The organism is Roseovarius tibetensis, assembly GCF_050896375.1.
Taxonomy (GTDB): Bacteria; Pseudomonadota; Alphaproteobacteria; order Rhodobacterales; family Rhodobacteraceae; genus Roseovarius; species Roseovarius tibetensis.
Window position 1 is genome coordinate 1 of sequence record NZ_JBPBBB010000047.1, and the last position, 21,080, is coordinate 21,080.

A 21,080-nucleotide genomic window follows, 5' to 3' on the forward strand; every position below is an offset into this window, starting at 1 on the left:
TCGCTGCTTGATCAAGCGCAAATCAAACCGCTCGGAGGACGTCGCCGGAGAATTTCCACCACTTTCGAGACACAACCCGGTCGCGGCAGAGGCACCCAGAGGTGCGGTGATCGCGAACACTGAGAAGATTGCAGCTTTATACATTAGAAGCCCTTTATTGTTACAGGCGCAACATGCGCCCTTGTGGCTCAATACGGCACGAACAGGTCGCCGAGGCTGATCTGGATTAGTGCCGGGCGCGCAATAATCGGCGAAACTGCCTGCACGGTGCCGATCGCGCGACCGCACCGGCACTTCTTGGGCAGTCGATGACGTCGCCGAAGATGCCGGTCACCGGAGCGCCTGCAAGCACGTGCGACAGGCAGGTCCGCACCCCTATTCGGCGCGCGGCAACCTGTTCATCCCGCAGGAGATGACGCTGCCGCCGGATGGCCCCGCCGTGACGTGTCCCCGCGGCGGGGCTTCCAAGTGCCAGATCCGGGACCCGTTCAACCAATCCGTGAAAAGGAATCCCCCATGCTCGGTACCATTCTCGTCATCATCCTCGTTCTCGCACTGAGCGGCACGCTACCCAGATGGCGGCACAGCCGCTTCTGGGGCCACGGGCCCAGCGGCGGCCTCGGGGCCGTTCTCTTTCTGGTTGTCACCGGTAATGTGTGACGCCTGCCACGGCGTCGGCCCTCACGGCCGGCGCACGGAGTTGCCGCCCGCGATGATGCCATTGATCAGATCGGCCACGGCTGCGTGCAGCGCATCCTCGTCGCCTTGCGGCGCATTTGCATGCGACGCGGCCGCGTCGGTGAGTATTCCGACGATCTCTTTCTCGGGAAGGATGTTATGATCGTTCAACGCCAGCAGAAGCGATTCGCAGATGGCCAGCGCGGCGGTTCCGGGAATATCGTCGGGGCGGGGCATGTCGGGGTCACTTTCAGATCGGGGAATTCTGCGCAGGTCCGCATTGACCAGCAACATGACCCGATCCTACGCGTCTTGCGCCGCGACGGGCTGACACAGATCAGTCTGACGCCCGCATTTATCGACCTGTTCCGTCACTGCCCAATGCCATCGCTTTTTCATGAAAGACATTGATTTGCCCCTCGACAGCCCACTGACACGCAAGCTTTCGGCCTTCGTCGCCTTGTCGCAGGTCGATCTTGAAACGCTTTCGGTGTTTCATCGACGCCGCCGGACCTTCAAGGCCGGGCATGAAATGATCCACGAGGGGCAATCGAACGCGTCGGCCTTCGTGCTGGCCGAGGGATGGGCGTGTTCCTACAAGCTGTTGCCGGATGGCGAGCGGCAGATCGTGGACTTCCAGATCCCCGGCGATTTCCTGGGGCTGCGCAGCATCCTGTTCCGCACCGCCGATCACACCGTCGAGGCGGCGACGCGCATCGAGGCGACCGAAGTCCTCGCATCCGACATTCTGGATGCCTTCGCGCAGGCCCCGCGCCTTGCCACCGCCATTCTCTGGGCGGCCTCGCGGGACGAGGCGATGGTGGTGGAACACCTCGTCAATCTCGGCCGCCGCTCGGCCGAGGAGCGCATGGCGCATTTCCTGCTGGAACTTGGCGCGCGGCTGATCCTGATCGGGGTGGGCGACAAGTCCGGCTATGACTGTCCGATGACGCAATATCATCTTGCCGACGCGCTCGGGCTGAGCGCGGTGCATGTGAACCGTGTCCTGCGTCATCTGCGCGACGAGGGTCTGGTCACGTTCCAGAAGGGGCGCGTGACCTTCGACGATCTCGACCGGCTGGCGAAGCTCGCGGGTTTTGATATCGCCTATCTCGACCAGGACGGGCCGCTGCTGCGGTGACGGGTCCGTGATCCTTGCGATGCGCGAGGGCCCTGCCAGACGCCACGGGATGGGAGCCTAGGTCACCCGACACGGATACGCCGAAACACTTGTACCAAAAATCTGAAGTCATTTGGTGTGACGCCGTTGTCGACAATTGCCTCGATCCGGTCAGGGCAAAACTGATGCAGGTTAGTGCGCGCGTGTGAAAATCGGTGTTCAGTTGGGTCCGAGAGGATGGCAAATGCTGCTGGCCTCTCACACCCGGAGACACCGACATGAAGATCCAGAGGTTTGCCACGCTGCCCGTGATACTGGCCGTGGCGGTTACATCCCTTGCGCTTGCGGGCTGCAACACGACGGCCGGGCTGGGGCGCGATGTCGCCGCGGGGGCGAACGCGGTCACCGACACTGCCCAAGACAACAAGACATACTGACGTCGGCCGAAGCCCGGCCCTGCACCCTGCGGGCCCCGACAATGCAAAACGGGAGTTCATCTCACATCCGCATCGAGGCTCGGTTCCGAGCCTGCATGACGGCGATTAAAAAAGGAGACATCCATGTCTTTCAAGGATCTGACGAACAAGGAAACGGCCCTCGACAAGGCCAAGACGCCGGACAAGGCAAAGCCCGGCAAGGATACGGCCAACACCCCGGAAAAGCCGAAACCCAAGGCGTGAGGATCATCTGATCCGCACACATGGACATATCCCGAACGGCCACCTGCCGCATGTCGATCATGGCGGTTTGATCGCCATTAGCAAGAGATCCGCCATGAAAAATGAAAACGACGCCCTGCACGAGCCATTGCGCGCGTTGCGTGATGCGCCCAAGGAACGCAGCTGCCTGAGGTGCAAGGCCACCTTCCTGAGCGACGGCTTCGGTGACCGGATCTGCCGCCGCTGCAAGGGGTCCTCATCATGGCGCAACGCGGCACCCGCCAGCCGCGGGACCACGAACCATCACTGACGGGATCCCGCCGCATCCGTTTTCGGATGCGGTGCCTTTCATCCCCGAGAGGCCCGATCGATCCATCTCGGCAGGCCCGGATGCCCGCAAGAGCGCGCAAGCCTCGGTACCTTCAGGCTTTCAATCGACAGAGAATTGACGCGAGATGTCCGAAGCCGAACCGTTTTTCGAGTTTTCATCGACCCACCTCCTGATGGCGGCCGTGGGCGCGGCGGTCTTCGTGGCCTACCTTCTGCCACGCGTCAGGTTCCTGCGCGGCGCATCCTCTGCCGGTGTCCTGATGATCCTCGGGCTGGCGAGTTTCGCGGTCATTCCCGGCATGCCGCCAGTGCTCGATCCGACGGTGTCGCCCAGGATATGGGAGATGGTCAGCGAGGTCGTGGTCATCGTGGTGCTTTTCGCCACCGGGCTTCGGATCGACAACATCAGCAGCTGGCACAGGTGGCGCCCGACCGTGCGTCTGCTCCTGCTCGCGATGCCGCTGACGATCCTCGCGGTCGCCCTGCTTGGATGGGCGCTGGCCGGGATGACCGTCGCCGGTGCGGTTCTTCTGGGCGCGGTCCTGTCGCCCACCGATCCGGTGCTTGCCGGGGATGTGCAGGTGGGCCCCCCGGGCGAAGGCCGCGAACATCCTGTGCGGTTCACACTGACGGCCGAGGCCGGGCTGAATGACGGGCTTGCCTTTCCGTTCGTCTATCTCGGGCTGATCATCGCGGCCCAGGGGGCCGATCCGTCGGCATGGCTGCTGGAATGGATCGCACGCGACGTGATCTACCGCATCGTGGTGGGGGCGCTGGTCGGGGCGCTGATCGGCTGGCTTCTGGGACGGAGCCTGTTTTCCAGCTGGGGCAGCCGCGCGCTGGAGACCGGCGGCCCCGGCGTACTCGCCCTCGGCGCGGTCCTTCTTTGCTACGGCATCGTCGAACTGGCGGAAGGCTATGGTTTCATCGGGGCGTTCACAGCCGGTCTCATGTGCCGGCGTGTCCACAGAGGACATCACTTTCACAAGCGCCTGCATGTGTTCAGCGAAGCACTCGAGCATGCGCTGACGGCGATCCTGTTGATCATGCTGGGCAGCATCCTTCCGGCCCTGTGGCATGTTCTGGACTGGTGGCACACATTGATCGGGTTCGGCCTGCTTCTGGTCATCCGGCCGCTGGTCGGTTGGCTCTCCTTGCTTGGAACCGGGATGTCCTCGGGCGACCGGCTGATCGTGGGGTTCTTCGGGGTCCGCGGGATCGGGTCGGTGTATTACGTCGGATATGCGACCGGTCACATGGAATTCGTCAACGAGGATCAGCTCTGGGCCCTGATGGCGTACACGATTTTCGCATCCGCGCTTCTTCATGGCGCAACGAGCTTTCTCGTCGATCGATATGCCTCGCCCTGGACCGGCGATCCCGTGACCGACAGCAGCGAGACAGATGCGCACGCGGCCTCGGAAAGCTAAAGACACAGTGACGGCCGCCTACGGCTAGGCTGGTCTTTTTCGACCCGTCAGCGAGGTCCAGAGCGCGTGTGGCTGAAAGGACCGCCAGCGATGCGCCGGTCGTTCGGGATCTAGCAGATCGTTCTCTCCCAGAACGGAATCTGTGACAGTGCCGAACTCGGGCGCGACAAAGGGCACCAGCGATCGCCCTTTGCCGCGCAACGCCTCGATCGCCGCGATCAACGAGCCGTTCTCAGCGTCAATCGTGTCCATCACCGTCCGAGGCGCGACGCCCAGATGCTCGGCGATGAGCGCGGTTCGGAAGCCGCCGATTTTCGACCTGCACTCTTCCTCGTTGGTCATGCCTAGCGTGACCTCGACCGACAGATCGCATTCGGTATCGAACCCCAGCGAACGGTTGTTGAGGTTGGATGACCCGATCCGCAGAAGCGTGTCGTCCATGACGACGATCTTGGCATGGACATAGATCGGGGTCCCGCCGCGTGTCACGGGCGTGTAGAGCCTGAAGCGGCCGTAAACGTCGGCCCGGGTCACGACATCAAGCAATCGCGCGCGGGCCGATCCCATCGCCTTTTCCTCGAGCCAGCCATCGGCCACCTCGGGATTGATCACCACGATTTCGGGACCGTCGGGTTCGGTCAGGCGCGCGGCAATCGCCTCGGCCAAGGGCCGTGACGCGAAGTACTGGCTCTCGATGTAAAGCGTTCGCCGGGCGGCGGCGATGATCGCATGGTAAAGTGCCTCAATCTCGTGGACCGCCCCGCGCCCGGCATAGGCCGGGGCCGTGCGCGAGATTGCGACGCCGGCCCCCTTCAATAAGGGATCAACGCTGTCGGGCCATAACGGCGCGACGGCGGGCGGCGGCGGCATCTTTTCACCCGTTGCATGCTCCCACCGCGTGCGCGCCAGTTCTCCCAGTGCGCGCGCCGCCGCACCGTCGACCGCGCAGGTCGCATCGTGCCAGGGCCCGTACGCGCGCTTCGAGGTGGGCCGTTTCCGAAACGGGCTGTCATCCTCGTGCGCACACGTGTCCCATCGGTCGGCAGTGGCGTCTATGCCGCCACAAAAGGCAAGCACGTCATCGATGACGATGATCTTTTGATGATGCGCCGCACCCGCGGGATGGGCATTGTCGAGTTTCAGGCGGATCTTGCGTCCGATCATCCAATCGGCGAGCCTGAGCGGCGTCGAGCCTCGCCCAAGGATCGACACCAGACCGACATCCCATTGCAGAAGATGGATCCTGAGATCGGGACGCCGGCGGACAAGCCAGCTGAGGAAACTGCCAAAGCGGTTCGGCTCGGCGCCGCTGTCGATGCGCGGATCAAGCGCGATCCGCGTGTCGAACTCCCAGCCGATCATGATGACGCTGTGCTGCGCTTGTTTCAGAACGTCGCGCAGAGCGATGAAATAATCCGCCGCATCGACGATGACGCCGAGGCGATCTGCCGTCTCGATGCGCCAGCAGGTCTCGCCTGGCCGCAGGATTGTCGGTGCGGACATCATGACCGTTCTCCTCGGGTCCATGCAACCATATGACCGGGGTCGCCTTCAGCAACGCCGGAAAAGATCGTCCAACCGTCTCATTGATCCCGGCACAATCCGGACATGCGGCGTTTGGGCAGGGTGCCCCTTTTCGTCAGGCGCGAGGACCTGGCCAAGCGTGGCTCTGGCCCGGCTGACCCGGCTCTTGATCGTGCCGATGGTGCACTTGCAGGCATTGGCGGCTTCCACTTGCGAAAACCCGTATGCCCCGACCAGGACGAGCGCGCGCCGCTGGCCAAGGGGCAGCCGGGCGACAACGCAAATCAACTCTTTCAGCGCGAGGGCGTGTTCCTGCGCCGGCTCTTCGGACAAGGCGCCGGCCCGCACGTCATCGATGTCTTCGACCTCGCGTCGGGATTTTCGCAGGCCGGAAAGGAACGTGTTGCGCAGGATCGTGAACAGCCATGGGCGCAAACCGGTATCCGGACGATACCTGTCCCGGTTGGCCCAAGCCTTGAGAAGGGTGTCCTGAACCAGATCCTCGGCGCGATGTGCGTTGCCGGTGAGCTTCAGCGCGCGGCGGCGCAAAAGCTCCGTATGCTGCGGCAGCAGAAGCTGAAAGGCGTGGCGTTCACTCATGCCGACAGGCGTCTGGCCCGGCTTCTGCAGGGTCACTGGAAAAATCCCTCAATTGGGCGGGTGTTCAGCCGAGACCTATGAAGCTGAGGATCGCGATGACGATGACGACAGCGCCGACGATGTAGACAATCTGGTTCATTGTATTTCCTTTCCTGAGTATTCTTGATCGGTCAGCTCTGGGTCGCGAGGACCTCAAACACCACCGCACAGAAAAGATTTACAATGTGGCGCGACTTGGGATGCTAACCTACAGCAGCCTCTGACAAGATGTTTTTGTGCCGAGGGTCGACCGGAGCACGTGCGCAAACCAAGACCTGCAAAACGCGCCGCCGGTCAACGATCGCTCGCGCGTGTCCAACCTGTATCAGTGCGGCGGCGTCCAGAACGCGTATCTACTCGGGCCGAGTTGTTCTCATGTCGAGACCTGTCCCACCGATCAAGGATGCCGCCCCGTGAAAAACGCGTTCTCGAAGACCTTGCGCCGGGCCAAACGCCTGATGCGTCTTGCCAGGCCCCCCAAGGCTTTGGGCAGGATCCAGAAAACGATGACCGCGGCCATGGTCAAGCCGGCCCGCAAGCTGACGGCCAAACCTCTCGCCAAGACGTCCCGCTCGCGCACGTGCAAGCGACCCAAGACCGCAGGTACGCCCGCACGGCTGGCCCCGACGCCGCGGATCCCGGACGGCGCGCAGTATCTAGCCAGAACGCATCGCAGCGCCAGCGGCGCGCGCGGGTACAAGCTTTATGTCCCTGCCTCCAACCCGAAACGCCCCGCGGGGCTGATCCTGATGCTGCACGGCTGCAATCAGGGCGCCGACGACTTCGCCCTTGGCACGCACATGAACGCATTGGGCGAAAAGCACGGGCTGGTCATCGCGTACCCGTCGCAATCCGCGCGGCACAATGCGGCGTCGTGCTGGAACTGGTTCAAACCGGCCCATCAGCAGCGTGGCGCCGGCGAGCCCGCGATCCTTGCCTCGCTGACCCGCAAGCTGATGCGCGAATTCGGCCTCGACCGCGATGCCGTCTTTGTGGCCGGGCTTTCGGCGGGCGGCGGGATGACAGCGATACTCGCGGATGTTTATCCCGATATCTTCTCGGCGGCAGGGATACATTCCGGCTTGGCCCGTGGCACGGCCCGCAACGTGATCTCGGCGATGAGGGTGATGCGCAAGGGCGGCGCGACACCGCCCGGCGCCCCGGTCTTCGCGGCACCGGCGCGTCGCGTGCGGCGGATCGTCTTTCAGGGCGACGCGGACAGCACGGTCCATCCGTCGAATGCAGACACAATCATTGCCGCGGCCATGGGCAGCGATGCCGTGCCTGCAAAGGTGGGCAATCGCACCGTGAGGGGCCGGGGATATGTCCGCAGCGACTATGCCGGACCCGACGGGGCGATCCTGATCGAGCTGTGGATAATCGAGGATGCGGGCCATGCCTGGTCAGGTGGTCGCAAGGCCGGATCCTATACCGACAGCAAGGGTCCGGACGCCTCCGCGCAGATGGTCCGTTTCTTTCTTGCAAATCCCGCGCAAGGCCGACGCCTCTGACCTGCGTGTCAACCTCGAGACGACCAAGGACATGCCCCATCACGACGGCTGATCAGCCACCCAATAAAAAAAGAAAAGCCGCACAAACACTTGTGCGGCCTTCTTCATGGACGTTTCGAGGCATCTTTCGATCATGTCGGTCGCGACACGGCCGACATGTCAAGCGGCATCACATCGCAACATGCTTCGGGCGGCTCTGGATCTGTTCTTTGGACGCATCGACATAAAGACGGACATCATCCTCGTCGTCGTTGATCAGGAAGGTCAGCTCGTCGTAGGCGATCGCGACCTGGCTTTTGCCCATTCCCAGAAATCCGCCGAAATCGATGACGACTTCCGTGCCCATGCCGGCGTCATCAAGGATAATGTCGGTCACGGTGCCGACATCGGTCTCTTTCACATCGTAGACGGTCTTGCCCATCACCATTTCCGTCGATATCTCGCTGCCGCTGACACGTCGGTAGCCCTCCCGCTCCATCTCGGGTGCGGTCAGCGACACCTGCTCTGTCCGGGTTTCATCAGAGGCTTGCACGGCCATGCGATCCGTGGCGTCGGATGCATCGCCTTGCATCGCGGTGTGATCGTAGCCGGGCGCAGTTTTCAGCATGCTTGTGCCGGTATTGACGACCACGTACATCTCCGACGCGTCCTGCGTGTTGTATGCGAATGTGACCTGATCCATGGTAACGGCGACATCACGTTCGCCTACGCCGAGAAAGCCGCCAACACCGATGACGAGCGCACGGACCTGTCCATCTTCCGAAAGCACGATCTCGTTGACCTGCCCGATATTGTCCATGTCATTGAGGGTGGACGCGTCCATCCTTTTCATGACGTGCGTGCCGTCCGCGCTGATGGAGGCCTGGTCGTCGGAGACCTGAGTTTCGTCCGAAATGCGGCGCGCGTAGACGTCGTGCCCCATCAGATCCGAGGCGTTGACATCGGACTGGCCGCGCTCGGCCAGAAAGCCGGACATATCCGTGCTTTTCGCTTGAGCCTGCGCCTCGGCCGCTGGGGCCGCTTCTTGCGCCAACGTCATCGCCGGGAAGCCAAGCGCGAGCACCATGGCCGTTGTCGAGAGAAGCGTCTTCATTGGAAAATCTCCTTGGGTCGGGCGGGGAATCGAGTACCGATCGCTTGTCCGCTGACCTGTACATGAACGTGCAGAAACGCGGTTCGTTCCATCCAAAAGAATTGCGTCAGGGGAAGGTGGCAATCAGGCCAACTCTCGGTGACACTTCTCATGCGTGCCGGGTCAATCGTCTTTGGTAATAGCGACACTTCGGGCTTGACAAGAAACGACACAGGCAAATTGTCGAGTCCTCATGAATTGGAGCCGACATTCAGGCGCATCGCAGCGAAAGACCGGAACCCGCCGATTCTGTTGAAAACTCAGCCACCCGAAAATCGCCTTGGAAACTTGCGATCCCGTTCTTTTAGTAGGGCGCTTGGCACACGTTGTTTGCAGAAAAGCACTCTCGCGGGATGATTTTCTGATGATCTGGCACCACCGACCCACGCGGTGAGTTTTTCCACAGAATCCGCCCTTCATGGCGAATGCTGCATCCGCAAAGCTCTCGGTTGCGACCCGCAGAAAAGGGTTGCAACCGGGCATTCGTGGTCATGCGCACAAAAATCAGCACCAAGTCGGGCTTACTCATTGACCAGCTGCCAGAAGCTATATTTGCGGCCGTGTTTCTCCTTGAGGGTGTCGACAAACTGCCTGTGCGTCGGGAAGGGAGTGTAATCGTTTATGACGGCATCGCAGGTCTTGCATTCGGCAAGGTGGCGCGCGGCGTGGCGGTAGCGTTTTGATTTTCCACCATCGAGCGTGTCGCGCACCATGGCGCGGCGCATGACGGTCGCGGCAAGCGGGTGCGCGGCCTCGAGGGCGTCGGCGGCATCGGAAAGAATGTGATAGGCATTGCCATCCAGCGCCTCGGCCCGTGCGAGCACGAGCCGTGCCGCGCGGTCACGCGCGGGCCAATCGATGAGAAAGCTCAGCGCGGCGCCGGTATGCGGATAGGACTCGGCGTGGGCGAGGGCCTGTTCCTCGGCCTCCATGTCCTCGAAATCCGGTAGCAATTCCAGATATTTCCGCAAAGCGCGGGCGCTGAGCGTCTCCTCGAAGGTGGCCCAGAGATGTGCTTTGAGATCCTCGGGCCTGTCCAGCCGTTCGAGGCAGGCCTCGTAAACCTCGTCGAGATCATGGCGGAACATCCGGAACGGGCCGTCCGCCTCGGCGGCGCGGGCGCGAGTGATGATGTCATGCGCTTCCTCCACGCGGCCCGCGTCCAGCAGGCGGCGCGCGACATCGGGCGCGATGGTGCCATAGGTCAATTGTTCGGCGGAATAGCGCGCCATGTAGGCATCGACGTCGCCCTGCGCATCGGCGATATCCGCGAGGATGACCGACGCGGTCAGCTCCTTGTTGCAGCGGAGGCTCTCCTCGGGCGCGGCGCGCAGGCCAAAGCCTCGATACAGCTCCAGCGCCTCTTCGCTGGGCGGGGCGGCCTGCCATGCATGCGTGATGTGTTTGAGGTGCTCGAGCCCGTCATCGCCAAGCGCCTGGGCCGTGGCCGGGATGATACCGTCGAACTCTCCGTAGCCGGCATCCGCGACGGCATCGAGTACCCGCTCGGCCAGAGCCTTGCTGTCGATGGTGATCCGTGGCGTCAGCTGCGCGATCATGTCCACGGCATCGCCCATGACATCGCCGACCGACCCGTTGCTGTCATCGGTGCGCTCGTGAATCGACGGGGCCAGCAGAAGGAAGGACCAGAGCAGATCGAAGGCTTCATCGGGATCATGCGGCGCAACCGTGGTCTCGATCATGGACAAAAGGCCGCGCAGATCCTTGACGAGGGCTTTTTGCTGGCGCCAGTCCACGAAGCTCGTCGCGCGCCGGAGCGACGCGAACCGTTTGCGCAGATCCGCCGCCACCTCCTTCGGGCCCTGTGCCGCGCTGAGCTCCATCCGCGCCCGGCGCTGGAGCGCGGCGTTCCCTTTCACCAGGTCCATGACCAATGCGGCGAGCCGTTCCGGCCCCAGTTTTTCGAGGTTCGCGCGGTTCAGGGTTTTCTTGGACATGTGATCGGGCTATCGAACTCTTGATGGCATTTCAGTCTGGACATTGCCTCATGAGGCGATCAGCGGCAATCTTGAATGGCTGGCGTAGCCACGTGGCGGGCGGTCTCTGCCAGGGGGCGAGACGGGTCTCAGTGTCCACTGCGCAGCGCAATCCAGATCGTGTGGCGCGCGCCGCGCTTCGTGCGCCCGGCGCGCACTTTTTGCTCGCTGACATCAAAGCCGCACCGCGAGAGGCGCTTTGCAAACGCCTGATCCGGCGCCGCCGACCAGATGGCGAGAACGCCCCCGGCGGTGAGCGCCCGGCGCGCGGCCTTCAATCCAGCCTCGCTGTAAAGCGCGTCGTTGCCCGCCACCGTCAACCCGTCAGGGCCGTTATCGACGTCGAGCAGGATGGCGTCGAACGCGCCCGTTTCCGCGCAGATCGCAGCCCCGACATCACCGGTCCGGATCTCAACGCGCGGGTCCGAGAGGCAGTCACCGAACACCGCTGCCATGTGGTGCCCGGCCCAGTCGACAAGCTCGGGCACGATCTCGGACACGATCAGCCGCGCATCGCCCGGTGCGGCCGCTTGTGCCGCGCGCAGCGTGAACCCCATGCCGAGGCCCCCGATCAGCACGCGCGGTGCTGCGCGGCCGGCAAGCCGCGCGAGCGAAAAGGTGGCGAGCGCCTCTTCCGAGCCGCCCAGGCGGCTGTTCATAAGCTCGTTGCCCCCGTCTATCCGGATCGAGAACTCGTCCCCCCGCCGCATCAACCGGAGCGTGTCGCCCTGCGGCGCGGTCGCCGTCGCCAAATGTATCCAAGGCAGCATGCAGACAATCCTGTATTCAAACACTTCTCCCGCGACGTACTCGATCGATGCATCCACCGTCGAGGCGCACGCCCGTCCAGTCACCTTTTCCTCGCATCGCAAGCAGATCGAGGCTACCTGAAAAGCCTATGACGATTGGTGATAAGTGATCCTGCCCTGAAAAAGTGGACGGGGGTCACGCCGCCATACGCTTCATGTCGGCCGGTGATTCGTAGCCTATAGGGGAGTGCAGGCGGCGTGAACTTTAGAATCCCTCGATGGAGGCGAAGATTTCCCGGTGCGCTTCGTCCTGTGGGGTGTAAACGCGGTGATAAACCAGCTCGACCTTGAGCATGTGTTAGAAGCTCTCCATCGGTGCGCGCGTGCAAGGGCGGGCATCAAACCGGGGCGTTCGTTCAGATCACTCCGAGAAATCGCCCTCGAACTGGTTGAGCGGGATCTTTAGGTAGCGCTGTCCGTTCGCTTCGGGTTCGGGCAGACGACCGCCACGAATGTTGACCTGCAGCGCGGCGAGCATCAGCTCGGGCAGGGGCAAAGTCGCATCGCGTTTGTCGCGTGTTGCGACATAGTCGGCCTTCGCGAACCCGTCGCGAATGTGGATGTTGGTCTCGCGCTGCTGGCGTACCGTGCTTTCGCAGAGCGGCTCCCGGCCACCCGGCGCGTAGTCGTGACCGACGAAGACGCGCGTGTCATCCGGCAGGGCCAAGATGCGCTCGATGCTGTCATGCAGGATGGCCGCATCCCCGCCCGGAAAATCCGCCCGCGAGGTGCCCGAATCCGGCATCATCAGCGTGTCATGCACGAAAGCCGAGTCGCCGGCCACATAGGCGATGGAGGCCAGCGTGTGGCCGGGGGTGAACAGCACCTCGACCTCGATCCCGCCGACCAAGAAGGTCTCGCCATCGGCAAAAAGCCGATCCCAGTGTGCGCCATCGGTGCGGAAATCGTCCCCAAGATTATAGATCCCCTTCCACAATTTCTGAACATCCACGACCTTCTCGCCGATCGCCGTAGGCGCGCCGAGCCGGTCCTTGAGATAGGGGGCGGCCGAGAAGTGATCGGCATGCGGATGCGTGTCGAGGATCCACGTGATCGTCAGCCCTTCCTCGGCGACGTAGGCAAGGATCTCGTCGGCGCGGCGGGTGCCCATGGCGCCCGCATTCGGATCGTAATCCAGCACCGGATCGACGATCGCGCCCTCGCGCGTGTCGGGGTCATGAAAGACGTATTGCCAGCTTCCGGTGGCGGTGTCGTAAAACGGTTTGACGATGGGCTGTGTCATGTCGGAACTCCTTGTGGCCGATAGGGCTGCGGGACGGCGGACAAGCACCGCCACCCGCGTATGCCCGGTGTCAAAGATCGCGGGTCGAGAAGTACCAATCGGTGGTCTCGTAGCCTTCTCCGGCGCGGGTTTCGGCTGCGGCGGCGGTGGCGGGGGGCGGCACGATCACCTTGTCGCCCGGCTGCCAGGCCTCCGGCGTGGCGACGCCATGCGCGGTCGAGGTCTGCAGCGATTGCACCAGGCGGTAGATCTCGTCGACCGAGCGGCCATTGGTCATCGGATAGTAAAGCATCGCGCGCAATACGCCTTCCGGGTCGATCACGAAGGTCGCGCGTACCGCTGCGGTATCCGACGCGCCCGGCTGGATCATGCCGTAGGCATGCGCGACCTGCATCGACAGGTCCGCGATGATCGGAAACGGGATATCAACGCCGAAATTGTCCTTGATGTTGCGCGTCCACGCGATGTGCGCGTAATGGCTGTCGATCGACAGGCCCAGCAACGCGCAATCGATCGCGGCAAAGTCCTTGGCCCGGCCGGCGAACCCGACGAATTCCGTCGTGCAGACCGGTGTGAAATCCGCCGGATGCGAGAACAGCACAAGCCATTTGCCGCGATAATCGCTGAGCGACTTCTGGCCATGCGTGGTGGGCGCGGTGAAATCTGGCGCAGGCTCGTTGAGCCGGGGCAGAGAGATCTGAGTGTCCGTGGTCATGGTGTCGTCTCCTGTTTGCTGTGCGTGCGTCATGTATCTAACGGCTTGCACTACATTCGTGAAACGAATTAAAGTTGTCGTGATAATTCCAAAAGGGCATGACTGATGGTCAATCTGCCGAAGCTGCGCCACCTGTCTTACCTTGTCGCGCTTGCCGACGAACTGCATTTCGGGCGGGCCGCCGAACGTTGCCATGTCACACAGTCCGCATTGAGCAAAGGCGTGCAGGAACTTGAAGCACTCTTCGGCGTGACGTTGGCCGAGCGCACCAAGCGGCAGGTGATCGTGACCCCGATCGGCACCGAGATCGCCGCGCGCGCGCGCCGCATCCTGCGCGAGGCCGAGGATCTGGTCGATCTGGCACAGGCCAGCGGGAAACCCCTTTCCGGGGATTTGCGGCTGGGGGTGATTCCGACGGTCGGGCCCTACCTTTTGCCACAGGTCATGCCACATCTGCGCCGCAACTATCCCGATCTGAAACTCTACCTGCGCGAGGATCTGACCGAGGCGCTGATCGACGGGCTGTCGGACGGGCGGCTCGATGCGGCGATCGTGGCGCTGCCGTTCGATATCGGCGATCTGGCCTACGAGGATCTGTTCGAGGATGGCTATCTGCTGGCCTGTGCCCGCGCGCATCCGCTCGCCAACATGGCATCGGTAAGTGGGCCGGATCTTGCAGCTCGGCCGATGATGCTGCTCGAGCGCGGGCATTGCCTTCAGCGCCACGCCCTTTCCGCTTTCGATCCCGGCGATATCCACGAGGATCGCAGCTTTGCCGCGACGAGCCTGCACACGCTTGTCGCCATGGTCGAGACGGGACTGGGCATCACCATGCTGCCCCGCATCGCGGTCGAGGCCGGGATCGCGGATGGCCATGATATCGCCCTTGTGCCCGCCCCCGCGGCCGCCCCGCGCCGGGTCGTCATGATCTGGAGGCCCAACTCTGCGCGGGTGCCGGAGTTTCGGGAACTGGCCGCGGCCCTGCGAGAGGCCGCGCCCCGACCCTCGTGACCGGGCCGGTGGATCAGGTCTTGTCGGGTGTCACCATCTTGTTGCTGCCCGTCGACGGATCGATCGTGACATACGGCAGGCCCGCGGCCTTCCACGCGCCGAAGCCCCCGTCGAGATGCGCCACCGGATGCATGCCGGCCGCAAGGCACGCCTCGGCCACCTTGCGGGACCGCACGCCCGATCCGCAATGAAAGACCAGCCGCTTGCCGTCCTGCGCTGGCAGGTGCCGTGGCTCGAACGTCGCAAGCGGTGCCAGAAGCGCACCGCGGATATGCTCGAACGCGTATTCCTGCGGCGTGCGTACATCGATGATCGCGACTTCACCTGCGTCAAACGCCGCCATCAGCTCTTGCGGCGTCCAGTTCTCGATGGTGGCGGATTGTGCCTGATCTTGTGTCATATCGGTCTCCGTAGTCGTATCAAAGGAAAAGGCGGATCACGAGCGCCACGACGGCGAGCGTCCCGACGCCGAGTGCCCAGAAGGTGATGAACCACAGTACACGTTTCATGGTCGGGCGCATCAGTGGTATCCATCCCCGGGCCGGACCTTGCCGCGGAACACCCAGTAGGCATAGCCCGTGTAGGCCAGAATGATCGGCACGAGGATCAGCGCGCCCACCAGCGCGAAGGCGAGGCTGGATTGCGGGGCCGCCGCCGCCTGGATGGTCAGCGCGGGCGGCACCATCATCGGGTAAAAGCTGATCCCGATGCCGATGAAGCTGATCACGAAAAGCGCGAGGCTGGCGACGAAGGGGGCATGGTCGCTGTTTGCTGCCAGCCCGCGGAACAGGTACATGGCCGCGAAGAACAGCATCACCGGCACCACGGCGGAATAAAGCGCGGCGGGGAAGCTGAACCAGCGGTCGAAATAGACCGGGTCCTGGAACGGGGTCAGCAGGCTGACCGCCCCGATCAGCGCCAGCGTGGCCAGCGCCAGCGGACCCGCCAGGCGCCGCATCCGCTGTTGCAGACCGCCTTCGGTCTTGAGCACCAGCCAAGTCGCCCCCAGAAGCGCATAACCGGTGACGACCGCCACGCCGGTGAGCAACGAGAACGGCGTCAGCCAATCCCACCAGCCCCCCGCATAGGCGCGGTCCGCGACCTCGATCCCCTGCACCAGCGCGCCGAGCGCGATGCCCTGGCACAGCGCCGCCAGCACCGAACCGCCGACGAAGGCGACATCCCAGACGGGCTTCCACTTTTGCGTCTTCCAGCGGTATTCGAATGCAACGCCCCGAAAGACGAGGCCGAGCAGCATCAGCGTGATCGGCATGTAGAGCGCCGGCATCACCACCGCGTAGGCCAGCGGAAACACCGCGAACAGCCCGCCGCCCCCCAGCACCAGCCACGTCTCGTTGCCGTCCCAGACCGGCGCGACCGAGTTCATGGCGGTGTCGCGGTCGGTCTCGGACCCGGCCAGCGGGAACAGGATCCCGACGCCCAGATCGAAGCCGTCGAGGATCAAGTAGGTCAGCACGGCAAAGGCGATGAGCCCGGCCCAGATGAATGCAAGATCGAATTCCATGGCGTGTCCTCCTTATTCGCCCGGCGCGACCGCGTCGCGTCCGAACTGCGGGGCGGGCGTGATCCCGGCGCTCCGGGTCGGGCCTTCCACGTCGCGCGGTCCGCCGCCGGGGCGCTGACCCATCAGCCGCAGGATGTAATAGGTGCCCGCGCCGAAGACGAAGAAATAGACCGCGATGAACGCCATCAGCGAGGCCCCGACGGCCGGCGCCGAGACCGGTGCGAGGCTGTCACCGGTGCGCAGCAGCCCGTAGACGGTGAAGGGCTGGCGGCCGACCTCGGTGGTCACCCAGCCGGCGAGCACGGCTATGAAGCCCGAAGGCCCCATGGCAAGTGCGGCGCGGTGCAGCCATGGGCTCTGGAAAAGACGACCCTGGATGCGGCGCACCAGCGCCCAGAGCCCGACCCCGAGCATGGCAAAGCCCACGGCGACCATGATCCGGAACGACCAGAAGACGATGCCCACCGGCGGCTGGTCTTCGCGCGCCACGGTGTCGAGCCCGTCAAGCGGCGCATCGAGGTCGTGCTTGAGGATCAGCGAGGAGAGCTTGGGGATGCCGACCGCGTAATTCAGCCGCTGTTTTTCCTGGTCGGGAATGCCGAAGAGGTAAAGCGGCGCACCCTCGGGGTGGCTGTCGAAATGGCCCTCCATCGCCATGACCTTGGCGGGCTGATGCTCCAGCGTGTTGATGCCGTGCAGGTCGCCGGCGTAGATCTGCAGCGGGGTGACCAGAACGGCCATCCACATCGCCATCGAGAAGTTGCGCCGCGCGCACCTGTCGGTGCGGTCGCGCAACAGGTGCAGCGCGCCCACCGCGCCGACGACGAAGGCCGTCGTCAGGAACGCCGCAAGCACCATGTGCACTAGGCGGTAGGGGAAGGACGGGTTGAATACGATCGCCCACCAGTCCTCGGGGACGAACTGTCCGGCGTCGTTCATGGAAAAACCTTGCGGCGTCTGCATCCAGCTGTTGACCGACAGGATCCAGAACGCCGAGGCAAGCGTGCCCACGGCGACGATCGCGGTGGCCAGCATGTGCAGCCGGTCGCCGACCTTCTCGCGCCCAAACAGCATGATCCCGAGGAAGCCGGCCTCGAGGAAGAACGCGCTCAGCACCTCGTAGGCCATCAGCGGCCCGACGACGGGGCCGGCCTTGTCGGAGAAGACCGACCAGTTGGTGCCGAACTGGTAGGACATGACGATGCCCGACACCACGCCCATGCCGAAGGCGACGGCGAAGATCTTCTTCCAGTGCTCGAACAGCTGCAGATAGGTCTCGTCTCGGGTTCGCAGCCATTGCGCGTTGAGCACGGCCAGATAGCTTGCCAGACCGATTGTAAAGGCCGGAAATATGATGTGGAACGACACGGTGAAGGCGAATTGCACCCGTGCCAGGATTTCAGCGGACGCTGTCTCGAACATTGCGGCACCTCCTGAGATGTGCCCCCGAAGTAACGCGCGCTCCAGACAAAAGCAATATTTTGAATATATCTTTAACTGTGGCGTATGGGCGCAGTTCGCGCTAACGTCCAGGACATGACTGAACACTAAGGTATCGAGGGTAGACCATGCGGCTGACCAGTTACACCAACTACGCGTTGCGGGCGCTGCAACTGGCGGCGTTGCGCAGTCCTGCGCTTGTGCGCATCGATGACGTGGTCAAGATCCACGGCGTCTCGCGGCCGCATATCGTCAAGATCGTGCACGAGCTGGGTAAGGACGGTCTGTTGCGCACGCAGCGCGGGCGCGGCGGCGGATTCTGCCTTGCACGCCCCGCCGAGGAGATCCGGGTCGGCGACGTCGTGCGATTGACCGAGGGGCCGATCGAGCTTGTGGAATGCTTCAATAGCGAGTCCAATACCTGTCCGCTGATCGGTATCTGTCGGCTGTCGACCGCCTTCGCGCAGGCGACGCGGGCGTTTCTCGACGTGCTGGATGGCGTAACGATCGCCGACATCGCCGCCAATCGCTCTGCCCTGCTCGATCGAATCGCACCCTTGCAGGACGGGATCGTCATGCCGAAGGGGCAGGGTGGGTGACCGGGGCCAGACCGACCCTTCGGCGGTTGCGACATAAAGGTACTATACATTTACATCTTATGTAATCATATTCAGGTTCAGGAATGTAAAAAGTCGAATCGCGCGAAGGTGGGATCAGGCCATCTCTGACAGCGACCGATCAATCACAGGAGACCATCATGACGACGAATATCGGAACAATCGACCGCGCGTTACGGGCCATTGTCGGGCTTGTGCTTCTTGTGACCGCCCTCGGCGGCCTCGCACCGGTCTTCGAGAGCGGCACGATGAAATGGGCCGCGGTCGCGGTCGGCGCCGTGCTTCTGGCCACGGCCGGGATGCGGATCTGCCCGCTCTACACGGTGCTTGGCATCCGCACCTGCAAGCGCTGACAGCCCGGCCCTGAGCCGAGGGATGAGCATATGACGGTCCATCCCGTCGAAATGCCTTTGACCCCCAAGTGACGGCATCGATGCGATGACGGCTCAGATCGATGCCGAGGGGGGATCAACGTCAAAGTGTGACCCGCTTTCCATCTGGTCCAAGGCATTGAAACATTGCAATGTTGGCGACACAAAAGGCGGCAAGATCGGTGCCGATGGCGGTCGCGTCCAAGGTGGAAATTTCTGTGCCATCTTGCTTCGTCGGGCTCTTGCCCGCAGAGGTCAAGATTGGGTGCCCAAACAGATTTTGCCGGTGGCCACGCGACGAAAAGGTGATGGATCATGAAGCTCTGGCGCATGTTGCGACTTCTGCCACCTCTGGTCCTTGGCATCGGCGGTGCGATCTGGCTTGTCTCGACTGCCGCACCGCCGGCGCAGACCGACCGACAGGAGCGCGAGGTCGCCGCGCGCACCACCACAGCCGAGGCACGACCGGTTGCCCCGGTGCTGCGCGGTTATGGCACCGTGCGGGCGGCGCAAAGCTGGCAGGCGGTGGCCGAGGTCTCAGGCGCGGTGACCTTTCGCCATCCCGAGCTTGAGACCGGCAACATGATTTCCGCGGGCACACGCGTGCTCGAAATCGATAGGGGCCGCTATGAGACGACCCTCAAGGAGGTCGAGGCGGATCTGACCGCCCTGCGGACCGAAGACCGGCAGATCGCACAGGAGGCCGAGAACACCCGCCTGATCCTGGACATAGAACGGGACCGGCTGGCCCTGGCCGAATCCGATCTGGCGCGGGTTCGGACGCTCGCTGAACAGGGCACGGTCCCGCAGGCGCGGCTGGACGAGCAGACGCGCGCCACGCTGGCGTTGCGCCGCACGGTGCAGGAGCTTGAGAACACGCTGGCCCTGATCCCGGTGCGCCGCGCGCGTCTCGATGCGCGGATCGCGCGCGCGGACGCGGCCAAGGCCCGTGCCGAACGGGATCTGCGCATGACCCGGATCGACACGCCGTTCGATGTCCGGGTGGGGAATGTTCATGTCGAGCAGCATCAATACGTGACCGGCGGTCAGCCCCTGATCCAGGCCGATGGCATCGCGCGGGCGGAAATCGTGGCGCAGATGCCCCTCGACAGCTTTCCGCGCCTGATGGGCGCCGCCGCACCCGACGGCATGCGGTTCGACGCGAACAGACTCGACGCGATCCTCGACCGGATCACCGTGGAGGTGCGGCTGGTGTCGGATCCCGATCAGGTCTGGCGCGGACGGATCATCCGTGTCGAGAACGGTCTCGATCCGCAGGCCCGGTCGGTGCCGGCCGTGATCGCGGTGGACGCGCCCTACGAGGGGGCGAACCCGCCAACCCGTCTGCCGCTGGTGCCGAACATGTATGTCGAGGTCACCTTGACGGGGCCGGCTGGCGAACCGGTCATCGTGCTGCCCGCAGCGGCGGTGCATGGCGGTGATACCGTCTATCTGCGCAACGCCGACGGGCGCCTCGAGCTTCGCGAGGTGACCGTGGCCTGGACACAGTCGGGCGAGAGCGTGATCGCCGCGGGCCTCACCGCCGGTGACGAGGTGATCCTCGACGACATCGTGCCCGCATTGCCCGGGTTGCGCGTGGTCGTGGCGGAGCCACCCGAATGATCGCCTGGTTCGTTCGTCACCCGACCGCGGCCAACCTTCTTCTGGTTCTCATCGTGGCGGCGGGCATCATGGCCGCCCCGACCCTCAAGCGCGAGACCTTTCCCGATTTCCGCGACACCGAGGCCGAGATTTCCGTGATCTATCGCGGCGCCACGGCCACCGAGGTGGAGGACGCGATCTGTCGCCGCATCTGGGACGCGGTGGACGCCGTCGAACACCTGCAGGAACTGACCTGCACCGCACAGGAAAACGTGGCCCGCGCCGTGGCGACCATGGCGCCGGGCGGGGATGCGGGCCGCTTTGTCACCGATCTGCGCACCGAGATTTCGGCCGTCGACGATTTCCCCGAAGAGGCCGACCCGGCCATCGTGCGGCAATTGCATCGCTCGGATGCCGTGGCCTCGGTGGCCGTGGCCGGTGACATGCCGCCCGCGCAGCTCGAACTCTATGCCGCGGACCTGCAGGACAGGCTCGCCGCCCTGCCGAATGTGGCAGAGGTCGGCATGACCGGCTTTGGCGAACGTCAATACCGGGTCACGGTGGCCCGCGCCGTGCTGCTGCAGCACGGGCTGACCGTGTCGGACCTCGCCACCCGGATCAGCGCGCAAAGCCTCGACCGGCCACTGGGTAGCCTGGAGACCGGCGCACGGGACATCTCCCTGCGCCTCACCGAAGAGCGCCGCAGCCCCGAGGCATTGGCCCGCAT

Annotated in this window: 24 protein-coding genes; 12 read left to right on the plus strand and 12 right to left on the minus strand. The window is 63.7% G+C overall.

From position 1 onward, the window contains the following. Nucleotides 1–516: 516 nt before the first annotated feature. Nucleotides 517–660: a DUF3309 domain-containing protein gene (locus tag ACROSR_RS17770; protein ID WP_432687227.1), complete on the plus strand. Its 144-nt coding sequence runs from the start codon at nt 517–519 to the stop codon at nt 658–660. Nucleotides 661–681: 21 nt separating this feature from the next. Here the strand turns inward: ACROSR_RS17770 and ACROSR_RS17775 are convergent, their stop codons facing one another. Continuing rightward, the gene (locus tag ACROSR_RS17775) at nt 682–915 is read right to left on the minus strand and encodes a hypothetical protein (protein WP_432687249.1); all 234 of its coding nucleotides are present in this window, start codon (nt 913–915) and stop codon (nt 682–684) included. A 160-nt stretch (nt 916–1,075) separates the two neighbouring features. Here ACROSR_RS17775 and ACROSR_RS17780 point away from each other — a divergent pair, with 160 nt between their 5' ends. The 4 genes from ACROSR_RS17780 to ACROSR_RS17795 all read left to right on the plus strand — a co-directional run bounded on the left by ACROSR_RS17780 (nt 1,076) and on the right by ACROSR_RS17795 (nt 4,217). Beyond that, nucleotides 1,076–1,819 carry a Crp/Fnr family transcriptional regulator gene (locus ACROSR_RS17780; RefSeq protein WP_432687228.1) on the plus strand — a complete coding sequence of 248 codons (744 nt, stop codon included), beginning with the start codon at nt 1,076–1,078 and terminating at the stop codon, nt 1,817–1,819. A gap of 257 nt (nt 1,820–2,076) precedes the next feature. Continuing rightward, nucleotides 2,077–2,235, plus strand: a complete 159-nt coding sequence (locus tag ACROSR_RS17785) for a hypothetical protein (protein WP_432687229.1) — start codon at nt 2,077–2,079, stop codon at nt 2,233–2,235. Between the two features lie 337 nt (nt 2,236–2,572). Continuing rightward, nucleotides 2,573–2,767: a hypothetical protein gene (locus tag ACROSR_RS17790; protein ID WP_432687230.1), complete on the plus strand. Its 195-nt coding sequence runs from the start codon at nt 2,573–2,575 to the stop codon at nt 2,765–2,767. 145 nt (nt 2,768–2,912) lie between these two features. Then, nucleotides 2,913–4,217, plus strand: coding sequence for a cation:proton antiporter (locus tag ACROSR_RS17795; protein ID WP_432687231.1), 1,305 nt, complete (start codon nt 2,913–2,915; stop codon nt 4,215–4,217). A gap of 24 nt (nt 4,218–4,241) precedes the next feature. Here ACROSR_RS17795 and ACROSR_RS17800 read toward each other — a convergent pair whose 3' ends face one another. Then, entirely contained in the window at nt 4,242–5,720 is a 1,479-nt protein-coding gene (locus ACROSR_RS17800) for a phospholipase D-like domain-containing protein (RefSeq protein WP_432687250.1), read from the minus strand. Nucleotides 5,721–5,768: 48 nt separating this feature from the next. Then, complete coding sequence (locus tag ACROSR_RS17805) at nt 5,769–6,377, minus strand: sigma-70 family RNA polymerase sigma factor (RefSeq protein ID WP_432687232.1); 609 nt, start codon at nt 6,375–6,377, stop codon at nt 5,769–5,771. A 416-nt stretch (nt 6,378–6,793) separates the two neighbouring features. On the opposite strand from ACROSR_RS17805, the gene ACROSR_RS17810 reads away from it, so the two are divergent. Then, nucleotides 6,794–7,891 carry an extracellular catalytic domain type 1 short-chain-length polyhydroxyalkanoate depolymerase gene (locus tag ACROSR_RS17810; protein ID WP_432687233.1) on the plus strand — a complete coding sequence of 366 codons (1,098 nt, stop codon included), beginning with the start codon at nt 6,794–6,796 and terminating at the stop codon, nt 7,889–7,891. Nucleotides 7,892–8,060: 169 nt separating this feature from the next. On the opposite strand, the gene ACROSR_RS17815 is transcribed toward ACROSR_RS17810, so the two are convergent. The 5 genes from ACROSR_RS17815 to ACROSR_RS17835 all read right to left on the minus strand — a co-directional run bounded on the left by ACROSR_RS17815 (nt 8,061) and on the right by ACROSR_RS17835 (nt 13,787). Continuing rightward, on the minus strand, nt 8,061–8,957 hold the full coding sequence (locus ACROSR_RS17815; RefSeq protein ID WP_432687234.1) for a PRC-barrel domain-containing protein: 897 nt from the start codon (nt 8,955–8,957) through the stop codon (nt 8,061–8,063). Nucleotides 8,958–9,544: 587 nt separating this feature from the next. Further along, entirely contained in the window at nt 9,545–10,981 is a 1,437-nt protein-coding gene (locus tag ACROSR_RS17820; RefSeq protein ID WP_432687235.1) for a DUF6880 family protein, read from the minus strand. 128 nt (nt 10,982–11,109) lie between these two features. Continuing rightward, entirely contained in the window at nt 11,110–11,790 is a 681-nt protein-coding gene (locus ACROSR_RS17825) for a spermidine synthase (protein ID WP_432687236.1), read from the minus strand. A gap of 400 nt (nt 11,791–12,190) precedes the next feature. Then, complete coding sequence (locus tag ACROSR_RS17830) at nt 12,191–13,072, minus strand: MBL fold metallo-hydrolase (protein WP_432687237.1); 882 nt, start codon at nt 13,070–13,072, stop codon at nt 12,191–12,193. 70 nt (nt 13,073–13,142) lie between these two features. Further along, complete coding sequence (locus ACROSR_RS17835; RefSeq protein WP_432687238.1) at nt 13,143–13,787, minus strand: peroxiredoxin; 645 nt, start codon at nt 13,785–13,787, stop codon at nt 13,143–13,145. Nucleotides 13,788–13,892: 105 nt separating this feature from the next. Here ACROSR_RS17835 and ACROSR_RS17840 point away from each other — a divergent pair, with 105 nt between their 5' ends. Beyond that, complete coding sequence (locus ACROSR_RS17840) at nt 13,893–14,798, plus strand: LysR substrate-binding domain-containing protein (protein ID WP_432687239.1); 906 nt, start codon at nt 13,893–13,895, stop codon at nt 14,796–14,798. A 13-nt stretch (nt 14,799–14,811) separates the two neighbouring features. Here ACROSR_RS17840 and ACROSR_RS17845 read toward each other — a convergent pair whose 3' ends face one another. Genes ACROSR_RS17845 through ACROSR_RS17860 form a run of 4 tightly spaced genes read right to left on the minus strand, consistent with a single transcriptional unit; the run spans nt 14,812 to nt 17,745 of the window. Then, entirely contained in the window at nt 14,812–15,198 is a 387-nt protein-coding gene (locus ACROSR_RS17845; RefSeq protein ID WP_432687240.1) for a rhodanese-like domain-containing protein, read from the minus strand. A gap of 19 nt (nt 15,199–15,217) precedes the next feature. Then, complete coding sequence (locus ACROSR_RS17850; RefSeq protein WP_432687241.1) at nt 15,218–15,307, minus strand: DUF2474 domain-containing protein; 90 nt, start codon at nt 15,305–15,307, stop codon at nt 15,218–15,220. 11 nt (nt 15,308–15,318) lie between these two features. Next, nucleotides 15,319–16,323 carry a cytochrome d ubiquinol oxidase subunit II gene (cydB, locus tag ACROSR_RS17855; protein WP_432687242.1) on the minus strand — a complete coding sequence of 335 codons (1,005 nt, stop codon included), beginning with the start codon at nt 16,321–16,323 and terminating at the stop codon, nt 15,319–15,321. A gap of 12 nt (nt 16,324–16,335) precedes the next feature. Beyond that, nucleotides 16,336–17,745, minus strand: coding sequence for a cytochrome ubiquinol oxidase subunit I (locus tag ACROSR_RS17860; RefSeq protein ID WP_432687243.1), 1,410 nt, complete (start codon nt 17,743–17,745; stop codon nt 16,336–16,338). 146 nt (nt 17,746–17,891) lie between these two features. Here ACROSR_RS17860 and ACROSR_RS17865 point away from each other — a divergent pair, with 146 nt between their 5' ends. The 5 genes from ACROSR_RS17865 to ACROSR_RS17885 all read left to right on the plus strand — a co-directional run. Further along, a complete protein-coding gene (locus ACROSR_RS17865; RefSeq protein WP_432687244.1) occupies nt 17,892–18,362 on the plus strand; it encodes an RrF2 family transcriptional regulator in 471 nt (156 codons plus the stop codon). 158 nt (nt 18,363–18,520) lie between these two features. Continuing rightward, the gene (locus ACROSR_RS17870; protein WP_432687245.1) at nt 18,521–18,733 is read left to right on the plus strand and encodes a YgaP family membrane protein; all 213 of its coding nucleotides are present in this window, start codon (nt 18,521–18,523) and stop codon (nt 18,731–18,733) included. Between the two features lie 85 nt (nt 18,734–18,818). After that, the gene (locus tag ACROSR_RS17875; RefSeq protein WP_432687246.1) at nt 18,819–19,070 is read left to right on the plus strand and encodes a hypothetical protein; all 252 of its coding nucleotides are present in this window, start codon (nt 18,819–18,821) and stop codon (nt 19,068–19,070) included. Then, nucleotides 19,067–20,374: an efflux RND transporter periplasmic adaptor subunit gene (locus ACROSR_RS17880; protein WP_432687247.1), complete on the plus strand. Its 1,308-nt coding sequence runs from the start codon at nt 19,067–19,069 to the stop codon at nt 20,372–20,374. Before ACROSR_RS17875 ends, ACROSR_RS17880 begins: the two co-directional genes overlap by 4 nt. Continuing rightward, on the plus strand, nt 20,371–21,080 hold a 710-nt coding region (locus ACROSR_RS17885; RefSeq protein WP_432687248.1), incomplete at its 3' end, for an efflux RND transporter permease subunit. The genes ACROSR_RS17880 and ACROSR_RS17885, both read left to right, overlap by 4 nt.

Coding starts and splice junctions, on each gene's coding strand:
- ACROSR_RS17835 (WP_432687238.1), bottom strand. CDS start 13,787: ATGACCACGGACACTCAGATCTCTCTGCCCCGGCTCAACGAGCCTGCG.
- ACROSR_RS17845 (WP_432687240.1), bottom strand. CDS start 15,198: ATGACACAAGATCAGGCACAATCCGCCACCATCGAGAACTGGACGCCG.
- ACROSR_RS17865 (WP_432687244.1), top strand. CDS start 17,892: ATGCGGCTGACCAGTTACACCAACTACGCGTTGCGGGCGCTGCAACTG.
- ACROSR_RS17875 (WP_432687246.1), top strand. CDS start 18,819: ATGACGGCTCAGATCGATGCCGAGGGGGGATCAACGTCAAAGTGTGAC.
- ACROSR_RS17860 (WP_432687243.1), bottom strand. CDS start 17,745: ATGTTCGAGACAGCGTCCGCTGAAATCCTGGCACGGGTGCAATTCGCC.
- ACROSR_RS17785 (WP_432687229.1), top strand. CDS start 2,077: ATGAAGATCCAGAGGTTTGCCACGCTGCCCGTGATACTGGCCGTGGCG.
- ACROSR_RS17775 (WP_432687249.1), bottom strand. CDS start 915: ATGCCCCGCCCCGACGATATTCCCGGAACCGCCGCGCTGGCCATCTGC.
- ACROSR_RS17790 (WP_432687230.1), top strand. CDS start 2,573: ATGAAAAATGAAAACGACGCCCTGCACGAGCCATTGCGCGCGTTGCGT.
- ACROSR_RS17780 (WP_432687228.1), top strand. CDS start 1,076: ATGAAAGACATTGATTTGCCCCTCGACAGCCCACTGACACGCAAGCTT.
- ACROSR_RS17800 (WP_432687250.1), bottom strand. CDS start 5,720: ATGTCCGCACCGACAATCCTGCGGCCAGGCGAGACCTGCTGGCGCATC.
- ACROSR_RS17820 (WP_432687235.1), bottom strand. CDS start 10,981: ATGTCCAAGAAAACCCTGAACCGCGCGAACCTCGAAAAACTGGGGCCG.
- cydB (WP_432687242.1), bottom strand. CDS start 16,323: ATGGAATTCGATCTTGCATTCATCTGGGCCGGGCTCATCGCCTTTGCC.
- ACROSR_RS17850 (WP_432687241.1), bottom strand. CDS start 15,307: ATGAAACGTGTACTGTGGTTCATCACCTTCTGGGCACTCGGCGTCGGG.
- ACROSR_RS17840 (WP_432687239.1), top strand. CDS start 13,893: ATGGTCAATCTGCCGAAGCTGCGCCACCTGTCTTACCTTGTCGCGCTT.
- ACROSR_RS17830 (WP_432687237.1), bottom strand. CDS start 13,072: ATGACACAGCCCATCGTCAAACCGTTTTACGACACCGCCACCGGAAGC.
- ACROSR_RS17795 (WP_432687231.1), top strand. CDS start 2,913: ATGTCCGAAGCCGAACCGTTTTTCGAGTTTTCATCGACCCACCTCCTG.
- ACROSR_RS17815 (WP_432687234.1), bottom strand. CDS start 8,957: ATGGTGCTCGCGCTTGGCTTCCCGGCGATGACGTTGGCGCAAGAAGCG.
- ACROSR_RS17825 (WP_432687236.1), bottom strand. CDS start 11,790: ATGCTGCCTTGGATACATTTGGCGACGGCGACCGCGCCGCAGGGCGAC.
- ACROSR_RS17880 (WP_432687247.1), top strand. CDS start 19,067: ATGAAGCTCTGGCGCATGTTGCGACTTCTGCCACCTCTGGTCCTTGGC.
- ACROSR_RS17770 (WP_432687227.1), top strand. CDS start 517: ATGCTCGGTACCATTCTCGTCATCATCCTCGTTCTCGCACTGAGCGGC.
- ACROSR_RS17870 (WP_432687245.1), top strand. CDS start 18,521: ATGACGACGAATATCGGAACAATCGACCGCGCGTTACGGGCCATTGTC.